At 63.6% G+C, this 17,707-nt stretch carries 14 protein-coding genes and 1 riboswitch; of the genes, 7 read left to right on the top strand and 7 right to left on the bottom strand.

What is annotated here, in order from left to right; all coding sequences use genetic code 11:
- Positions 1 to 14: 14 nt before the first annotated feature.
- Both U5775_RS28795 and U5775_RS28790 read right to left on the bottom strand, forming a co-directional pair.
- Positions 15 to 1,184 (bottom strand): porin, encoded by a 1,170-nt coding sequence (locus U5775_RS28795; RefSeq protein ID WP_322061510.1) that lies wholly within the window; start codon positions 1,182 to 1,184, stop codon positions 15 to 17.
- Between the two features lie 94 nt (positions 1,185 to 1,278).
- Positions 1,279 to 2,337 (bottom strand): 3-keto-5-aminohexanoate cleavage protein, encoded by a 1,059-nt coding sequence (locus tag U5775_RS28790; protein ID WP_322061509.1) that lies wholly within the window; start codon positions 2,335 to 2,337, stop codon positions 1,279 to 1,281.
- Between the two features lie 114 nt (positions 2,338 to 2,451).
- Here U5775_RS28790 and U5775_RS28785 point away from each other — a divergent pair, with 114 nt between their 5' ends.
- The gene (locus U5775_RS28785; RefSeq protein WP_322061508.1) at positions 2,452 to 3,444 is read left to right on the top strand and encodes an AraC family transcriptional regulator; all 993 of its coding nucleotides are present in this window, start codon (positions 2,452 to 2,454) and stop codon (positions 3,442 to 3,444) included.
- Between the two features lie 170 nt (positions 3,445 to 3,614).
- Positions 3,615 to 3,726: riboswitch (glycine riboswitch) on the top strand.
- A 42-nt stretch (positions 3,727 to 3,768) separates the two neighbouring features.
- Complete coding sequence (locus tag U5775_RS28780; protein WP_322061507.1) at positions 3,769 to 5,022, top strand: D-amino acid dehydrogenase; 1,254 nt, start codon at positions 3,769 to 3,771, stop codon at positions 5,020 to 5,022.
- Positions 5,023 to 5,085: 63 nt separating this feature from the next.
- Here the strand turns inward: U5775_RS28780 and U5775_RS28775 are convergent, their stop codons facing one another.
- Positions 5,086 to 6,018, bottom strand: coding sequence for a LysR family transcriptional regulator (locus tag U5775_RS28775; protein WP_322061506.1), 933 nt, complete (start codon positions 6,016 to 6,018; stop codon positions 5,086 to 5,088).
- A 174-nt stretch (positions 6,019 to 6,192) separates the two neighbouring features.
- Between U5775_RS28775 and speB the strand changes: the two genes are divergently transcribed.
- The 5 genes from speB (at position 6,193) to U5775_RS28750 (ending at position 13,432) form a co-directional block, all read left to right on the top strand.
- Complete coding sequence (gene speB / locus U5775_RS28770) at positions 6,193 to 7,167, top strand: agmatinase (protein ID WP_322061505.1); 975 nt, start codon at positions 6,193 to 6,195, stop codon at positions 7,165 to 7,167.
- Between the two features lie 71 nt (positions 7,168 to 7,238).
- A complete protein-coding gene (locus U5775_RS28765) occupies positions 7,239 to 8,753 on the top strand; it encodes an aldehyde dehydrogenase family protein (protein WP_322061504.1) in 1,515 nt (504 codons plus the stop codon).
- A 162-nt stretch (positions 8,754 to 8,915) separates the two neighbouring features.
- Positions 8,916 to 10,448: a purine-cytosine permease family protein gene (locus U5775_RS28760; protein ID WP_322061503.1), complete on the top strand. Its 1,533-nt coding sequence runs from the start codon at positions 8,916 to 8,918 to the stop codon at positions 10,446 to 10,448.
- Between the two features lie 40 nt (positions 10,449 to 10,488).
- The gene (betA, locus tag U5775_RS28755; protein WP_322061502.1) at positions 10,489 to 12,225 is read left to right on the top strand and encodes a choline dehydrogenase; all 1,737 of its coding nucleotides are present in this window, start codon (positions 10,489 to 10,491) and stop codon (positions 12,223 to 12,225) included.
- Between the two features lie 148 nt (positions 12,226 to 12,373).
- Positions 12,374 to 13,432: a 3-keto-5-aminohexanoate cleavage protein gene (locus U5775_RS28750; protein ID WP_322061501.1), complete on the top strand. Its 1,059-nt coding sequence runs from the start codon at positions 12,374 to 12,376 to the stop codon at positions 13,430 to 13,432.
- 13 nt (positions 13,433 to 13,445) lie between these two features.
- Here the strand turns inward: U5775_RS28750 and U5775_RS28745 are convergent, their stop codons facing one another.
- The 4 genes from U5775_RS28745 to U5775_RS28730 form a co-directional block, all read right to left on the bottom strand.
- Entirely contained in the window at positions 13,446 to 14,474 is a 1,029-nt protein-coding gene (locus U5775_RS28745; RefSeq protein ID WP_322061500.1) for an AraC family transcriptional regulator, read from the bottom strand.
- A 76-nt stretch (positions 14,475 to 14,550) separates the two neighbouring features.
- The gene (locus tag U5775_RS28740) at positions 14,551 to 15,393 is read right to left on the bottom strand and encodes a TauD/TfdA dioxygenase family protein (protein WP_322061499.1); all 843 of its coding nucleotides are present in this window, start codon (positions 15,391 to 15,393) and stop codon (positions 14,551 to 14,553) included.
- Positions 15,394 to 15,579: 186 nt separating this feature from the next.
- Positions 15,580 to 16,560 carry a quinone oxidoreductase gene (locus tag U5775_RS28735; RefSeq protein ID WP_322061498.1) on the bottom strand — a complete coding sequence of 327 codons (981 nt, stop codon included), beginning with the start codon at positions 16,558 to 16,560 and terminating at the stop codon, positions 15,580 to 15,582.
- 62 nt (positions 16,561 to 16,622) lie between these two features.
- Positions 16,623 to 17,681, bottom strand: a complete 1,059-nt coding sequence (locus U5775_RS28730; RefSeq protein WP_322061497.1) for a 3-keto-5-aminohexanoate cleavage protein — start codon at positions 17,679 to 17,681, stop codon at positions 16,623 to 16,625.
- Positions 17,682 to 17,707 lie beyond the last annotated feature (26 nt).

The raw sequence follows: 17,707 nt of genomic DNA, 5'->3' as shown, positions 1-17,707 counted from the left end.
GCGCTTGCGCTGCTTCAGAAGCGGTGGCCAAAGCCGAGGATCGCCACGATCTGGTGATTGTTCAACGACGGCGTAGTGGGGCCGATTTCCGCGACTGCGGGCATGCCCAGCGAATTCGTTCCCGCCGCGTGCTGGTATATCGCTCCACCGTAAAAATCGGTTCGCTTCGAAACGAAGTAATCGAGGCCGAAATCGACTTGCTGATAGCGGGCGTCGTTGACGCCGGACGAGTGGGTATAGGCGTACGACACACCGAGCAGGAATGCCGGGGTCAACATGTATTTGAAATTCAGCTCGCCGACGTTGAACGTTTCGCCTCCCCGGTATCCTGCTTCCGTGGGGTTCAACCCGGCGACCGCCGTCGTGCCGAGGTCGCTATAGCGCGTGTTGCTGTAGATGGCGGCAATCGTCGCGCTGCCGAGGGTGTACGCGGCGCCGGCCGAGAATATCTTTTGCGAGCCGGCGGAGGCGTAGCCCTGGTTTACCGGGCTCCACATGTTGTTGCCGGTCGTGCTCGACGAGGGGTTGTTGCCGTAGAACGAAAAGTTGGGCTGGTTCGCCACTTGGTAGCCAACACCCATTGTGATGGAGCCGTTCGCATAGCCCGCGCCGAGCGCCCAGATCTGATGTTCGGCTGTCGAGCCCGGAACGCCGCCGAAGCTGTACATGGCCGAGCCCGTGAGCCCGTTGATTTTGGGCGTGGTGTAGATCACGGCGTTGTTGACGCGATTGAAGCTGTCGAGATTGTCGACGTCGCCAGGATGCGCGCCGTAGCCCGAGCCGCTGAAAGCCCAGCCTCCGCCCGAGGTCAGCGGTCCGCCCACGTACCAGTAGCCGCTCGAATACTGGCGGCCAAAAGTGAGCGTGCCGAGATTGCTGGAAAGACCGACGTATGCCTGACGGCCAAAAATCGCGCCGCCCTGCAATAGTGCACCGTTGTTATTGGAGAATCCCGTTTCAATGGAGAACAGCGTTTTGACGCCGCCGCCCAGGTCTTCGGTTCCGGTCAGCCCCCAGCGATTCGCGGTCTTTGCGCCACTGGTCAGGAAATATTGGCGTTGTCCGCCGGCATTCGAGTTGAACGTCAAGGCATCGTCAACCACGCCGTAAAGCGCAATGCTGCTTTGTGCATACGCCGCAGTAATCGAAAGCGAAAGTGAAATCCCGACTACGCACTTTTTCAATTTGTCTCATCCGTATTATTTTAATTAGTCATGCAGAATATAAGAAGGCGCCGTGCACGGGAGCCGCATGCGCGACGTCTTCCTTCAGTTTTCGTCAGGCGATCTTGCGCAGATAGCCTTGCTGTCCGCCATTGCGGTTCGGCGCGAAGCCGTTGGCCGCCAGGGTTTCGTCCACCGTCTCGTAGAAAACGCCGATCTTCGAGATCTCGCGAGCCTCTTTGGCCGTGGCGATCGGCCGGCCGAACTCGCGCGAGATGCGCACCAGTTGCTCGATCTGCGCGGCGGTACCGATCCTGGCCGTGCGCGACTGGTTCCACAGGTTGTCTTCGGTGCCGCAGCGCACGTGCAGGCCCATCGCAATGCCCATCATGTTCACCGGCAGCACGTTGAGCACGGAGCTTTCGACCGTCAACACCGCGCCGTCGGGCACTGCGCGCACGAAGTTGGCCATGTTGTAGAGGTTGGGGGCATCCATGCCGCCGCCGATGGCCACCCAGTTCATGACCAGCGGGCCCTTGTAGATGCCGCGGCGCATGAGCCGCTCAACCGACTCGAAGCTGTTGATGTTGTAGCACTGGAACGCGCTCTGGATACCGGCGGCCGTGAGGCGGCGCACATGTTCCTCGACCCAGCCTGGTTGCGCGGGCACCGTCATTTCCTTGTACGCGTTGAACACCGCCGGGTCTTCCATCGACGTGCCCTTGATGTCGCGCGCATCGAACTGCTCGAGAACATTCATCTGCGAGGTGTTGACCGTCACCGTCACCTGGTCGGGCTTGGGGTCCAGTTCGGCCAGCATGTGGCGCGTGTCGTCCGACAACCACTTGGCTGCCGCGCCTTCGGTTTCCGGCGCGAAACTGATGGAGCCGCCCACCTGGATGATCATCTCCGGCACGCGCGCGCGCACGCCGGCGATCAGTTCATTGAACTTCGAGAGGCGCTTGCTGCCCTTGCCGTCCAGCTCGCGCACGTGCAGATGCAGCACCGTGGCGCCCGCGTTGTAGCAGTCCACGGCCTTCTGGATCTGGTCCTCCATCGTCACGGCGATTTCCCCGGGGAAGTCCGATGGCAGCCACGACGGCGCATAAGGTGCCGCCGTGATGATCAGGGGCGGCTGGTTTTCAGGGAACAGATGTCCGTCGAGAAAGTTCATGGTGTGTCTCCTCGGAGAAAATTTCACACCGGAAGAATATCGCCGCGGGATCGACGCCAATGTATTATTTGGGACATTCGATGTCTAAATTGGGACACTGCCATGCAGCGATCCATGCTCACGATCCGCAGCGCAAGCCTTACCGGCTATGCGGATCTCGCCCGCGACGTCGGGCTGGATCCTGCACGCATGTTGCGCAGGGTTGGCTTGAGCGCACGCGATCTGGTCAATCCCGACGCGCCTATCAGCACAGCCGCGGTACGCGAGTTGCTGGAAAGCAGCGCCGCCGCGGCAAAGGTGGAGGATTTCGGCTTGAGACTCGCGATGAGCCGGCGGCTTTCGAACCTCGGGCCGATCAGCGCGGTGATGAGTGAAGCGCCTACGGCTCGCGAGGCGCTCGAGAGCCTGTGCCGTTATATCCGCTTGATCAATGCATCGCTGTTGACCCGCATTGAAGACTATGGCGATGCCGTTCTGATTCGCCAGAATATTCTGGTGGGCGACAAGCATTCGGTTCGGCAATCCATAGAAATGGCGATTGGCGTGCTGTACCGGAGCATACGGGAACTCCTGGGGCGTGGCTGGCGGCCACGAAGCGTCTGCTTCGAGCACCGCCCGCCGGATAGCGCAACCTGCCACAAGGCGTTTTTTGGATTGGCGGTCGAATTCAATTCCAGCTTCAATGGCATTGTGTGTCACGCAAAAGACCTCGCGGCGTGCCGGCCTCCCGCCGATTCGCAGATGGCGCACTATGCCCGCCGTTTTCTGGAGCAGGCTTTGTCCGGTGCGAATGACAGTGCCACGCATACCATTCGCCAGGTCATTGTCGCGATGCTGCCCAATGGCCGATCCACGGCCGACCAGGTGGCGAGACATCTCGGCGTGGATCGGCGTACCTTGCATCGGCGTTTGGCCGCTGAAAATACGAGCTTTTCGGCGCTGCTGCAGGTTGTGCGCTGTGAACTCGCGTCGCGGCAGATCCTCGACAGCGATCGCTCGCTCTCCGAACTGGCCGATCTGCTCGGTTTTTCCAGTTCAAGCGCTTTTGCTTTCTGGTTCAGAAAGCACTTTGGCACGACGGTTTCAAAGTGGAAAGAGACCCGGTAGCCGGCCGCGGATTTGGCGCTCGATCGAAAAAACTGCTTGCAGCCGCAATAACGGCCCGCTATCGTTGCGCTGTTCGATGAAATGCAGCGGGAGAGACCGTCACTGCGAAAGCACTGGACGGCGCCGACGGAGCAACCGCCCCGGAAACTCTCAGGCACAAGGACCCTGCAACGAGAACATCTGGAGAGCGGCGCGAACGCGCCCACCGAAGGAGATTTCCGTCCAGCGCGTTCTGCGCGGGTCCGGAAAGAAACTCTCAGGTACATGGACAGATGGGGCACAGGTGTCGGAAACGACAGTGCTCAATTTAATCTGGACCATGTCATGTCACGAATCGCCATTATTGGCGCCGGGATTACCGGCGTCACGACCGCTTACGCCCTCGCAAAACGCGGTTTTCGCGTTGACGTGTTCGAACGCCATCGCTATAGCGCGATGGAGACGTCGTTTGCGAACGGCGGCCAGCTTTCCGCGTGCAACGCCGAAGTCTGGAACAACGCCGCCACCGTGCTCAAAGGCCTGCGCTGGATGCTCACGCGCGATGCGCCGCTGCTCGTCAATCCGCGTCCCGGCTGGCACAAATATTCGTGGATGGCCGAATTTCTGCGGCAGATCCCAAACTATCGCGCGAACACGCTGGAAACGGTGCGCCTCGCGATTGCGGCCCGCGAGCACCTGTTCGAGACCGCGCGCAAGGAGGGGATCGCGTTCGACCTCGAGCAGCGCGGTATCCTGCACATCTTCAAGGACCGCAAGAGCTTCGACGTGGCCGCGAAGGTCAACGCCATCCTGAACGAAGGCGGCCTGGAGCGCCGGCCCGTGACGCCAGCGGAGATCCGGCAGATCGAGCCTGCACTGGAGGGCGCGTTTTTCGGCGGCTTCTTCACGCCCTCCGATTCGACCGGCGACATCCACAAGTTCACGCGCGGTCTCGCACAGGCATGCGTGCGGCACGGCGTCGAATTCCACTACGATACGCAGATCGCCGCAATCAGGCGCGAATCGGGCGGCACTTTCGCGCTCTCGCGGCTCGAACAAGGTATTTCGCATGACGAAATATTTGACCGGATCGTCGTTTGTGCGGGCGTGAGCAGCCGTGCATTTGCTTCGATGCTGGGCGACCGCGTGAACGTTTATCCCGTGAAGGGCTATTCGATCACCGTGAGCCTGGACGACGAGACGAGCCAACGCGCCGCGCCGTGGGTCAGCCTGCTCGACGAGAGCGCCAAGATCGTCACGAGCCGGCTGGGCGCGGACCGTTTCCGCGTGGCCGGTACAGCCGAGCTTAATGGCTTTAACCGTGACATTCGCGCGGACCGCGTCGCGCCGCTCGTCGAATGGACGCGGCGTCTGTTCCCGCAGGTCGATACCTCGCGCGTGATTCCGTGGGCTGGCCTGCGGCCCATGCTGCCGGGCATGTTGCCGAAGGTCGGCCGCGGACGCATGCCGGGTGTGTTCTACAACACGGGGCACGGGCATCTCGGCTGGACCTTGTCGGCCGCCACGGCGGAGAACGTCGCTGCGCTGATCGAAGGCATGGCCGGGCGTTCGCAGGGCGTTCGTCTCGCGACTTCCTGAGCGCTCACGGCCACGCAGAAGCCGCCCGCGTGCGCACGCGGGCGTCGCTTTACTCAGTTGTTCTCATGTCGGCCCCCCGGGTTCGCCCGGGCGTTCATTCAGCCAGACTTCATGCAAGTCGACCATGAACGCCTGCAGGATCGAAGGCGGGGCAGAAGCCCGGCGGGTCGCGGCGCAAAAGGGCGACTGCATGCCGAACTGTGTGGGGCCGATGCGCCGCATCTCGTCGCGCTCCACCCAGCGTGCCGCGTAGTGATTGGGAAGAAATCCTATGTACGCACCCGAGAGAATCAGGATCGCCTGCGCCTCCACGTTGTCGACCGTCGCCGCGGCCTTGCTCGCGCTCAGCATCTTCAGATCCTGCTGCTGCAGGTAGCCGCGCGCCGCAATGCGGCTCGAAGCGATGGCCTCGGTCTGCACGCCGCCCTCCCGCGCGCCCGCAAAGAGCGGGTTCTCCTTGCCGCAATAGAGCCCGTCGGGCTCCAGATAGAGCTCCGTGTAATTCAGGCCCGGAACGTGTATCGGGAAATGGCCGATCGCAACGTGGAGCCTGCCGTCCAGCACGCGCTCTTCGAGCTCCGCAGGCGTGCCGATGTAGACGTCGACGTGCACGTCCTCGCCGCGCGAGACAAACTTCTGCAAGGCGCGCGGCAGCGGCGAAGCCGTGTCCGTCACGGTGTTGTCGATGATGCCCAGATAGAGCCTGCCCGCGATATGTTGCTTGAGTGCGTCCGTGTCCATGCAGAACGCCTCCACGGCGACCTGCAGGCGCTGGGCCGCCTCGTACGTGGCGAGGCCATGCTCGGTCAGGCGGAAGCCGCTGCGCCCGCGTTCGCAAAGCTTGAGGCCGAGGCGCGTTTCGAGCGTGGTCATCTGCTCACTGATGGTCGACTGGCTCACGTTCAGGGTCGCCTGGGCCGCTGAAAAGCCGCCGCATCGCACGACATGCATGAAAACCCTGAGTAGCTTGAGGTCCACGTCCTGCAGTTGCATCATTGCCCGCGTTCTCCATGATCGCTTGCTTCGGATATTCCGATATGAACATCTGATACCCGGGATTTTCGTTCAAAAATAATACCGACATAGTGTCTCAAACGGGCGGCCCGACAAAAACCGGGTCGTTCACCGATTACTGACTGGACTCACCAGCGGATCAACACGGAGACACTCATGCAGGGCAATACGTACGAAAGCGGGCGGCTCGACTTGCCGTTCGTGGGACATTGCACGTTTGCGAAATCGCCGGTCTGCCTCGACTGGGATCGCATCGACGCCGATGTGGCGATTCTCGGCGCACCCAACGACATGGGCACGCAGTGGCGTTCGGGGGCGCGGTTTGGGCCGCGCAGCATCCGCGAAGCGTCCACGCTGTTCTCGTTCGGCCATGCGGGCGCCTACGATCACGAAGACGATGCGCTCTACCTGACGCGCGACCAGGTCCGCATGGTGGACGTGGGCGACGCCGACATCGTCCACACCGACATGGCGGCGAGCAACGCCAATATCGAAAGCGCGGTGCGCAAGATCCTCGCGAACGGCGCGATGCCCGTGACGCTGGGCGGAGACCATTCGATTCACGCCCCTGTGATGCAGGCGTTCGAGGGCCGCGGTCCGATCCACATCGTGCACTTCGACGCGCATCTGGATTTCGTCGACGAGCGTCATGGCGTGCGCTATGGGCACGGCAATCCGCTGCGGCGCGCCTCGGAAATGCAGCATATCTGCGGCATGACGCAGCTCGGCATTCGCAACGTCTCTTCGTCGAACCGCAGCGACTACGATGCCGCGCGCGCGGCGGGCTCCGACATTCTTTCCGTGCGCGACGTGCGCCGCCTCGGTACGGAGGGCGTGCTTGCACGGATTCCCGAAGGCCGCGCCTACTACGTCACGATCGACATCGACGGTTTCGATCCGTCCATCGCGCCGGGCACGGGTACGCCGAGCCATGGCGGCTTCACCTACTACGAAGTGCTCGAAATCATCCAGGGGCTCGCGCGCCGCAGTCACGGCAACGTCGTGGGCATGGACCTCGTGGAGGTGGCGCCGGCATACGATCCGGCGGGCGTCACGCCCATCCTCGCCGCACAACTGCTGTTGAATGCCATCGGCGTGATCTTTCACGCACGCAGCCAGCAGCGACGCTGAAGCGTCGGCGGCAGGACACCTAAACACGCGCGGCGCGGCAGCACGACGCCGCGCGAGACCAGGAGACAGCATTGGAATCCATCGTACGAAACTATCTGGATCAGTTCGGCGTGCATGAACAGACGCGGCGCTTTCTCGAGCAGCCGCAACGCATGCTGATCGACGGCGCCTTCGTGCCGGGCGGCGAGGGCGATGTGCTCGACGTGATCGAGCCCTCCACGGAGGGCGTCATCACGCAAATTCCGCTTGCCACGACGGTCGACCTCGATCGTGCGGTCGCGGCGGCGCGCGCCCAGTTCGACGGCGGCGCGTGGCGGCGTCTGAAGCCGCTCGAGCGCGAGCGCCTGCTGCACCGCCTCGCCGATCTCATTGAAGCGCACGCCGATGAGCTTGCCGAGATCGAATCGATCGACGTCGGCAAGTCAGTGGCGCAGGCGCGCGACGTGGACATTCAGGGCACAGTGGATACGTTCCGCTACTTCGCGGGCTGGGCTTCCAAGCTGCACGGACGCACCGTCGAGCCTTCGCTGCCCGGCCACTATCTTGCCTATACGCGCAAGGAGCCGGTGGGCGTGGTCGGCATCATCGTGCCGTGGAATTTCCCGCTGCAAACCCTGGCGTGGAAGCTGGCCGCCACGCTCGCCGTGGGTTGCACGGCGGTGATCAAGCCGGCGGAGCTGACCTCGCTTTCGACGTTGCGCTTCGCGCAGCTCGTTCAGGAGGCCGGCATTCCCGACGGCGTGGTGAACGTCGTGACCGGGCGCGGCGACGTGATCGGCGCGGCGATGGCGCGCCACCCCGGCATCGACAAAGTGACGTTCACGGGCTCCACGGCGGTGGGGCGCGACGTCGGCAGCGCGGCGCTCGATGGCGTCAAGCGCGTCACGCTGGAACTGGGCGGCAAGTCCCCTGTGCTCGTGCTCGACGACGCCGATCTCGAAGCCGCGGCGCGAGCGGTCGCCAACGGCATGTTCTTCAACTCGGGGCAGGTATGCGACGCAGGCAGCCGTGTCTACGTGCAGCGTGGTGTGCACGAGCGCTTTCTCGCCGCGCTGATCGACTATACCCGCACGCTCAAGATTGCACCGGGTCTCGATCGCAATTGCTTCGTGAGCCCGCTCGTTTCGGCGCAGCAGAAGGCGCGCGTGATGTCGTGGATCGAGACGGGGCGCCGCGAAGGCGCGGAGCTGGTATACGGCGGGCGCAACGTGGAAGGGGCGGGGTATTTCGTTCAACCGACGATCTTCGCGCATTGCCGAGCGGACATGCAGGTCGTGAAGGAGGAGATCTTCGGCCCCGTGCTCGTGAGCGCGCCGTTCGACGACTTGAATGAGGCCGTCGCGCTGGCAAACGATACGCGCTATGGCCTCGCCGCCGCGATCTACTCACGCGACCTGAACCGCGTGCACGCCTTGGTGCCGAAGCTGCGCGCCGGCAGCGTCTACGTGAACGCGCACAGCACGATCGATCCCGCGATGCCGTTCGGCGGCTTCAAGGAATCGGGCTTCGGCAAGGATCTGGGCTCCGAGCAACTCGACTCGCTGATGGAGACCAAAGCCGTCTGGATCACGCTGAACGACGCGTAGCGCCACGTAGCGCCACGTAGCGCCACGTAGCGCCACGTAGCACCATGCCGGCCGTCAGCCGTCGACACGCGGCGGAGCGGCTCGCCTTCGCGGGCCTTGCTCCGCGCGTCCAGACCTTTACTCACTCTACGCAGCATCGTCCATTACGACATGAGGCATACGATGGAAGCAAACGACAGAGTCGCAGCACCGATCGCCACACCAGCGGCCACCGCAGGCGAGCACGGCGCCATCGAGGGGCATTCGATCGATTTCATTCCGGAGAACGAGCGAACGGACCGGCTATCGCGTCAGGGGCCATTCTGGTTTCTCGGCAACTTCACCTTCTTTACGATGACCATCGGCTTCGTTGGGCCGAGCGTAGGACTGAACGCGCTCTGGACCACCGTCGCCGGCACGCTCGGCATCATGTTCGGCACCTTGTTCATGGCGTTCCACGGCTCGCAGGGCCCGCATCTGGGGCTGCCGCAGATGATCCAGTCGCGTGCGCAGTTCGGCTATCGCGGCGTGGTGCTCGTGCTGCTCGCCACGCTGTTCGTGTTCGCGGGTTTCAACATCGTGAACCTCGTGCTGATGATGCAGGGGCTCAAGGCGCTGTTCGGCTGGGACCCGCTCAGAGTGGCCCTGATCGTTACCGTGCCCGCAGCCGTCCTCGCGATTCTCGGCCACGACTGGATGCATCGCAGCTTCAAGTGGGCGCTGTATTTGTCGCTGCCGCTGTACGGCATCGTCACGCTGGCGGTGCTCATGCACTGGGTGCCCGATCTGCCGCTGCCGGCGGCGCTGCCCGGCACGCCGCCGCCCGCGCCGCTCGGCTTTAACTGGACCGGGTTCATCACGCAGTTCGCGGCTGCGGCGAGCTACAACATCGCGTATGCGCCTTACGTGTCCGATTATTCGCGCTATCTGCCGAAGAACACGCCGAGCGGCCGGCTGATCGCCGCCGTGTTCCTCGGGGCGTCGCTGTCGGGCGCGTGGATGATCGCGGTGGGCGGCTGGCTCGGCGATCACCTGCACGCCACCGACGTGCTCGTGGCGCTCAACCAGGTGGGCAGCGATCTGTCGCCGCGCCTCGGGAGCGTGGTGGTGGCGGTCACGATCGTGGCGTTCCTGCCCGTGATCGCGATGAACATCTACAGCGCGAAGCTCACGGCGATCACGGGCCTCGATTCGTTCAGGAAGATCGAGCCTACTCCCCGCGTGCGCGTGCTGGCGATCCTGTTTGTCGTGGTGCTGCAGCTTGGCGTCGCGCTCAGCATCTATTCGTCGGGCAAGGGGCTTTCGGTGCTGAACATCTATCTCGTGGTGATGCTTTATTTCCTCGTGCCCTGGACGGCCGTGAACCTCACGGACTATTTTTTCGTGCGCAAGGGCCGCTACGCAATTCCGCACTTTTTCCTGCCGCACAACAACATCTACGGGACGTGGGGCGCGCGCGGCCTGATCTCGTACGCAATAGGGTTTGCCGCGATGGTCCCGTTCTTCTGCATCTTCGACGGCGCGAGCGAAGTCTACGTCGGCCCGTTGGCGCGGGCGATGGGCAGCGTGGACCTCGCCTGGCTCGTCGGGCTGCTGGTCTCGGGCATCGCCTATTACCTGCTGAGCCGCTCGCTCGACCTTCGCCGCGAAGACGCGCTCATCTCGCAGATCGAAAAGACCATGCCTCAATACACGACGGGAGATCAGCGCTTCTAGGCGCGTTCTTTTCGTCAGGATAACGAATCAGGAATTCATCATGGAAAGCGGGCAATACGACTACATTATCGTGGGCGCGGGATCGGCGGGCTGCGTGCTGGCCAACCGGCTCACCGAGGATCCATCCGTGAGCGTGCTGGTGCTCGAGTATGGCGGCAGCGACCGCAGCATCATCATCCAGATGCCCAGTGCGTTCTCCCTGCCCATGAACACGCGCAAATTCAACTGGAAATATCAGACCGCGCCGGAGCCGCATCTGAACGGGCGCCAGCTACATTGCCCGCGCGGCAAGGTGCTGGGCGGATCGTCGTCGATCAACGGGCTCGTCTACATTCGCGGCCACGCATACGACTTCGACGAATGGGAGGAACTGGGCGCGCGCGGCTGGGGCTACCGTAACTGCCTGCCGTACTTTCGCCGCGCCGAAAGCTACAAATTCGGCGGCGACCAGTATCGCGGATCGAACGGGCCGCTCTCGACCAACAACGGCAACAATATGAAGAATCCGCTGTACGGCGCGTGGATCGAAGCGGGCGTACAGGCGGGTTACATCCATACGGACGACTGCAACGGCCACATGCAGGAAGGGTTCGGCGCGATGCACATGACGGTGAAGGACGGCGTGCGCTGGTCGACGGCGAATGCGTACCTGCGCCCGGCGATGAACCGGCCCAACCTGCATGTGGTCACCAATGCAATGACGCGGCATGTGATCATCGAGGGCAAGCGTGCGGTTGGCGTGGTCTACGACCGGGGCGGCGTCACGCATACCGTGCGCTGCCGCGCCGAAGTGCTGATTGCATCGGGGCCGATTGGCTCGCCGCATCTGTTGCAGCGCTCGGGGATCGGGCCTGCCGAGGCATTGCGCGCGGCGGGCGTGGAGGTCAAGCATGCGCTGCCGGGCGTCGGCATGAATCTGCAGGATCACGCCGAGATCTACATCCAGTACGCCTGCAAGGAGCCGGTCACGCTCAATGGTCAGATGGATCCGTGGCACAAGTTCCTGATCGGATTGCGCTGGCTGCTGTTCAAGGACGGCCTGGGCGCGAGCAACCATTTCGAAGCGGGCGGTTTCATCCGCTCCGAAGCGGGGCTGCGCTGGCCCGATATCCAGTTCCATTTCCTGCCGGCGGCCATGCGCTATGACGGCGACAAGCCGTTCAAGGGGCATGGCTTCATGGTGCTCACCGGCCCGAACAAGCCCAGGAGCCGGGGACACGTGCGGCTCACGACGGCGGACCCCTACGTGCATCCCGAGATCCGTTTCAATTATCTGGATCGCGAAGAGGACCGCGAGGGCTTCCGGCGCTGCGTACGGCTCACGCGCGAGATCATTGGGCAGCCGGCCATGGACCGCTTCCGCGATGTCGAACTCGCGCCGGGTCCCGACGTACGCACCGACGACGAGATCGACGCCTTCGTGCGGGCGAATCTGGAAAGCACCATGCATCCCTGCGGCTCGTGCCGGATGGGCGAGGACGACATGGCCGTGGTCGACTCCGAGCTGCGCGTGCGGGGCCTGAAGGGCTTGCGCGTGATCGACTCCTCCGTGTTTCCGACCGAGCCCAACGGCAACCTCAACGCGCCGACTATCATGCTTGCCGAACGCGCATCCGATCTCGTGCGCGGCAAGCCGATGCTGCCCCCGTCGAACGCCCAGGTGGGGCTCGCCGAAGGCTGGGAGACACAGCAACGCACGCGTGCGCCGAAGCGGCAACTGTATCGCGCCGAGTACGGCGGCACGCAATCCCGGGCGGTGTCCCAACAAAGCAAGTGATTGTCCCCGTAAAGCAAGCGGGGATCGCCGGCACTCCGGATACTCATGAGCATGAATCGAAGCCGGGACGCGCCGCGCAAGACGGCGCTCCGGCCTCGCCGATAACGCTCCTGCTGAATCGACAGCAGCCATTCCCCGGAGACGCATCATGAATTTTCTCGACGGCCACTTGTTCCCCGAAAACCAGCCGCCCCTGATCATCACCGCCGCGCCCTATGCGCCCGGCTGGTTGCCCAGCGACTTCCCGGAGGACATCCCGGTTACGATGGAGGAGCAGATCCAGAAGGCCGTGGACTGCTACAACGCGGGCGCCACGGTGCTGCACCTGCACGTGCGCGAGCTGGACGGCAAGGGCAGCAAGCGCCTCTCGAAGTTCAATGAACTGATCGCCGGCGTGCGCGCGCGCGTGCCGGAGATGATCATCCAGGTGGGCGGCTCGATCTCGTTCGCCCCTGAAAACGAAGGGCAGGCGGCGAAGTGGCTGTCCGACGACACGCGCCACATGCTGGCCGATCTCGAACCGACGCCCGACCAGGTCACGGTGACGGTCAACACCTCGCAGATGAACGTCACCGATCAGGCGGAAGACGCCGACTTCAAGGGCACCTCGCGCGAGAACCCGACGCTCTTTCACGCGTACAAGGAAATGACCGTGCCCGCGCAGCCGGGCTGGGTCGAGGAGCACGTGCGCCGCCTCACGGCCGCCGGCATCCAGAGCGCGTTCCAGTGCTACAACCTCAACAGCTTCGAGTCGGTGGAGCGGCTGATGCGCCGCGGCTTTTATAAAGGCCCGCTGGTCATGAACTGGGTGGCGATCGCCGGCGGCATGGATACGCCGAACGTCTACAGCCTCGGCAACTTCATGCGCGCGGTGCCCGATGGCGCGGTGGTAACGGTGGAGAGCAACGTGCGCAACGTGCTGCCGGTGAACATGATGGGCATTGCGATGGGCCTGCATGTGCGCTGCGGCACGGAAGACTGCCTGTGGAACCAGTCGCGCACCCAAAAGCAGAGCACCGTGAAGCAGATCGAGCAACTCGTGCGCATCTCGCGCGAGTTCGGCCGCGAAATCGCAAGCGCGAAAGCGGCGCGCGAGATCAGCAAGATCGGCGTGTTCTACGACACGGTCGAGGAATCGCTGCACGCGAACGGCTTCGCACCGAACCGCAACGGCGGCACCCAGGGCTTCCTGCGCAAGACCGCCTGATCAGTCATCCTGATCAATCGGCCGGCGCCTGGTCGCTGGCCGATTGACTGCGCCAGTGCGAGACGCTGCAGCCGAAGGCGGCACGAAACCAGTGGCTGAAGCTGCTGTGCGCAGAAAATCCCAGCAGCACGGCGATTTCGCCGACTGGCAAGTCGCTCTCGAGCAGATGGCGCATCGCCAGCTCCGAGCGCGTCTGGTTGAGCAGCGCCGAAAACGTCAGTCCCTCGTCGCCAAGGTGGCGATGCAGCGTGCGGCGATCGACGCGCAGATGCCGCGCGACCAGTTGCGCCGTGCATCGTCCGCCGGGGAGCAGGGCCAGGATCAGCTCACGGCAGGTTTCCCGGATGCCTTCATCGCGGTGCTGCAGCGCCGTCTCCAGATAGTCGCGCGCGAAATACGCGGCGCCCGGATCGTCGCGCGTGCGCGGCATCTGCAGGTCGGCGGCCGCGCAGACGAGTCCGTTGAATGGCTGGTTGAACATCGGATTGCGGCCGAAGAAGGCCCGGTAAGGCGCCATGTCGGCTGGCGGGCGATGCGTGAAGCAAACCTGCTGCGGCCCCCACTGCGGGCCGATCAGCTCGCGCAGCATGCGCAATTTCACGCCGACCGCGAGCTCCATCGCCTGGCGTGTGGCGAGCCCGGGTTTCGGCAGCAGTTCTTCACGGATCACGACGGATTGGCCCGCGTCCTCGATGCGCGTGATCAGCGTGGCGCTCAGCAGCTTCTCGTAGCGGCACAAGGTGTCGAGCGCCTGCCGTGGAGTCGGCTCTTCCTTGAGCACCAGCGAGATCGGTCCGAGATTGGAAAGCGTGCGCCGCGCCGCGAGCCGCAGCGCGAAGTCCTCCACGCCGGTCTCGCGCGCGCTGGCTTCGAGCAGCGCTCGCACAGCGTGACTCGGGATGAGCGCCTCGGGGTTGTCGAGCACCCGCGACGCCAGGCCTACCGCGCGCAGGAACGCATAAGGATCGCGCCCGAGCGACTCCATCAGTTCGATGTAGCCGTTCAGGCTCGCACTGCGTATCAGCTTGTCGACGGGTTGCATGAGTGTCGTGACGCCAATCCGGAGAGACGAAGGACGTTGCGCGGGCGCGCCGCTCTACGCCCTGCGCACGAGGCGTTCAGAACGGCCGGTCGCCACTGATGGTCGCGCGCTCCATCCGGCGCGGCGCTGGCCAGTAGTCGCTCACGGCGTAGTGCTGCGTCGCCATGTTGTCCCAGATCGCGACGCTGCCCGGTTCCCAGCGAAAGCGCACCTGGTACTCGGGAATGGCGGCCTGACTGATCAGATAGTTCAGCAGCAGGCTCGCGCCCGGCGTCTTGTCCTGCCCGAAGCGCACGTTCTCCGGCGTATGGTAGTTGATGAAGTGCGTCGAGAACGGGCCCACGTAGAGGATCTTCTCGTCCGTCTCCGGATGCGTGCGGACCACCGGATGATCGACCAGCGGATACTTGCGCACCAGTTCTTCGCGCTCCTCGGCGGTCATGACCGCGCCGAACGAATGCTCGATCCCGTGCTTGGCGCGCAAGCCAGCAATCTTCGCCTTGATGTCGTCGGGCAGGTTCCTGTACGCCTCCACCATGTTCACCCAGATGGTGTCGCCGCCCACTTCCGGGCACGAAATGCAGCGCAGCACCGCACCCATGGGCGGATTGGCCCGCCACGATGCATCGCTGTGCCAGGTATTTTCGAAGTGGTCTCGTTTCTCGCTCTTGTAGATCTCGATCAGGCCCGGGTAGCCCGGCACCGTGTTCGCGACCGGGTGGTCCTCCAGACCGCCGAAGCGGCTGGCAAACGCAACATGATCGGCGCGCGTGATTTCCTGTTCGCGGAAAAACAGCACCCGATGCTTCAGCAGCAGCGCCTTGATTTCGGCAAACAGAGCATCGTCTTTCGTCACGTCGGCGATACTCACGCCCCTGAGTTCGGCACCAATCGAGCAGGTGAGGAGATTGATGTGCATGGTGACATCTCCGTGGATATTGAAGGTTGCACGCATCGGCTTGATTCCCGGATGCGAAATCGTCCAGATGCGTCAGCGCCAACTATTGGCCCGCTTCCCATTGTCGGCACTGCGCCATTCACGCGCTTGACCGGGCGCGCCACAATTTGACCCAGGCGGCCGCGCCGGCGGCCGCAGCCGGGGCGATCAAATCACGAAGATGGAGGAACCCGTGGTCTTTCGCGCCTCCAGATCCCGATGCGCCTGCACTGCATCCTGCAAGGCATAGCGCTGATTGATCTCGATGCGGATACGGCCCGCCGCCACGTGGCCGAACAATTCGTCGACCAGTTCCACCTTTTCGAGCGGATCGGCGATGTAGTCGGCGAGTCCCGGGCGCGTCAGGTACACCGAGCCCTTGCGGGCCAGAATTTGCGGATCGAACGGCGGGATCTTGCCCGAGGCGGTGCCAACGCAGACCATCAGCCCACGGCGCTTGAGCGAGTCCAGCGAAGACATGAAGGTATCCTTACCAACGCTGTCGAAGACCACGGATACCCCCACTCCGTCCGTCAATTCCCGCACGCGTTTGGCGACATCTTCATGGCTGTAGTTGATCGTGTGATCGCAGCCGTGGGCGCGCGCCACCTCGGCCTTGGCATCGGTCGAAACCGTGCCGATCACCGTGAGCCCGAGCAATTTGGCCCACTGCGAAACAATGAGGCCGACGCCGCCCGCTGCCGCGTGCAGCAGCACCGCGTCGCCCGCCTTGAACGGGTAGATGCGGCGCACCAGGTAAGCCGCTGATAACCCGCGCATGGTCATGGCCGCCGCGGCCTCGCAACTGATGGCCTCCGGTAGCTTGATCAACGGCGCAGCGGAAATCAGCCGCTCGGTGCTATAGGCGCCCAGCGTGTTGATGAAGCCCGTATAGGTCACGCGGTCGCCCACCGCCAGATGGGTCACGCCGGCGCCCACCGCCTCGACCACGCCGGCAGCTTCGTTGCCGAGACCGCTCGGCAACGGAACCGTGTACGTACCGCCGCGAAAGTACGTGTCGGCAAAATTAAGCCCCACCGCCACGTGGCGGAGGCGCACCTCTCCCGGTCCCGGTTCACCAACGTCGACGTCCTCGAAACGAAGAACCTCGGGGCCACCGGTTTCGTAGAACTTAACAACTTTCGTCATGCTATCTCCTGTTATGTATCGGCTGCCGCGATTCGATTGCGGCTCGCCAGCCTTGGGGAGGCTCAGACCGGCTTGCGCAGGAATCCCTGGTTACCGCCGTTGCGATTGGGCGCGAAGCCATTGGCCTGAAGCGTCGCTTCCGCCGTGTCGTAGAAGACGCCGATCTTCATGATCTCCCGCGCCTGTTTCGCCGTCGCGATGGGACGGCCAAATTCGCCGGCGATACGCACCAGTTGCCTGATCTGCTCGACGGAGCTCATCTTGCCCGTACGGGTCTGGTTCCAGAGCACATCCTCGATACCGCACCGCACATGCAGGCCCAGCGCGATGCCGATCATATTGATGGGCAGCACATTGAGCACCGAACTTTCCACCGTGACCACGGCGCCGTCGGGCACCGCGCGCAGCATATTGGCGAGGTTGTAAATATTCGCTTGATCCATGCCGCCGCTGATCGCCACCCAGTTCATCACCAGCGGCCCCTTGTAGATGCCGCGCCGAATCATCCGCTCGATCGTTTCAAAGCTGTTGATGTTGTAGACCTGAAACTCGCTCTGGATCCCGGCAGCCGACAGTCGCCGGATGTGTTCTTCGGCCCAGCTGGGATTCGAAGGCACGATCATGTCCTTGTAGGTCGAGTAGAGGTTCGGGAATCCGCGCGAAACGCCCCTGAAGTCGTCCAGGCCCGCGTGCTCCGTCACATTCATCTGCGTGGTGTTGACGGTCACGGTCACCTGATCGGGCTTCGGATCGAGCTCGGCCAGCATGTGCCGCGTGTCGTCGCTGAGCCATTTGGCGGCCTCGCCCTCGGATTCAGGCGCGAAGCTGATGGAGCCTCCCACCTGGATGACCATTTCCGGCACGCGCTCGCGCACCCCGGCGATCAGCTCGTTGAACATGGACAGACGCTTGCTGCCCCGGCCATCGGCTTCGCGAACGTGCAGATGCAGCACGGTGGCGCCGGCTTCGTAGCAATCCACGGCCTTCTGGATCTGCTCGTCCATCGTGATCGGAATGTCCTCCGGGAAGTCCGAGGGAATCCAGCCCGGCGCATAGGGCGCCGCCGTGATGATCAGGGGCTGCTGATTCTCGGGATACAGGTGGCCGTCAAGGAAGTTCATGGTGGGGGATCTCCGGGGTGAGAGGT

It is taken from the genome of Paraburkholderia sp. J63 (assembly GCF_905220245.1).
Classification (GTDB): domain Bacteria; phylum Pseudomonadota; class Gammaproteobacteria; order Burkholderiales; family Burkholderiaceae; genus Paraburkholderia.
The sequence above is the reverse complement of the archived record's forward strand: the minus strand, read 5'-3'. Positions and strand labels throughout refer to the sequence as shown.

Coding starts and splice junctions, on each gene's coding strand:
- U5775_RS28790 (WP_322061509.1), bottom strand. CDS start 2,337: ATGAACTTTCTCGACGGACATCTGTTCCCTGAAAACCAGCCGCCCCTG.
- U5775_RS28785 (WP_322061508.1), top strand. CDS start 2,452: ATGCTCACGATCCGCAGCGCAAGCCTTACCGGCTATGCGGATCTCGCC.
- U5775_RS28780 (WP_322061507.1), top strand. CDS start 3,769: ATGTCACGAATCGCCATTATTGGCGCCGGGATTACCGGCGTCACGACC.
- U5775_RS28775 (WP_322061506.1), bottom strand. CDS start 6,018: ATGATGCAACTGCAGGACGTGGACCTCAAGCTACTCAGGGTTTTCATG.
- speB (WP_322061505.1), top strand. CDS start 6,193: ATGCAGGGCAATACGTACGAAAGCGGGCGGCTCGACTTGCCGTTCGTG.
- U5775_RS28760 (WP_322061503.1), top strand. CDS start 8,916: ATGGAAGCAAACGACAGAGTCGCAGCACCGATCGCCACACCAGCGGCC.
- betA (WP_322061502.1), top strand. CDS start 10,489: ATGGAAAGCGGGCAATACGACTACATTATCGTGGGCGCGGGATCGGCG.
- U5775_RS28750 (WP_322061501.1), top strand. CDS start 12,374: ATGAATTTTCTCGACGGCCACTTGTTCCCCGAAAACCAGCCGCCCCTG.
- U5775_RS28745 (WP_322061500.1), bottom strand. CDS start 14,474: ATGCAACCCGTCGACAAGCTGATACGCAGTGCGAGCCTGAACGGCTAC.
- U5775_RS28740 (WP_322061499.1), bottom strand. CDS start 15,393: ATGCACATCAATCTCCTCACCTGCTCGATTGGTGCCGAACTCAGGGGC.
- U5775_RS28735 (WP_322061498.1), bottom strand. CDS start 16,560: ATGACGAAAGTTGTTAAGTTCTACGAAACCGGTGGCCCCGAGGTTCTT.
- U5775_RS28730 (WP_322061497.1), bottom strand. CDS start 17,681: ATGAACTTCCTTGACGGCCACCTGTATCCCGAGAATCAGCAGCCCCTG.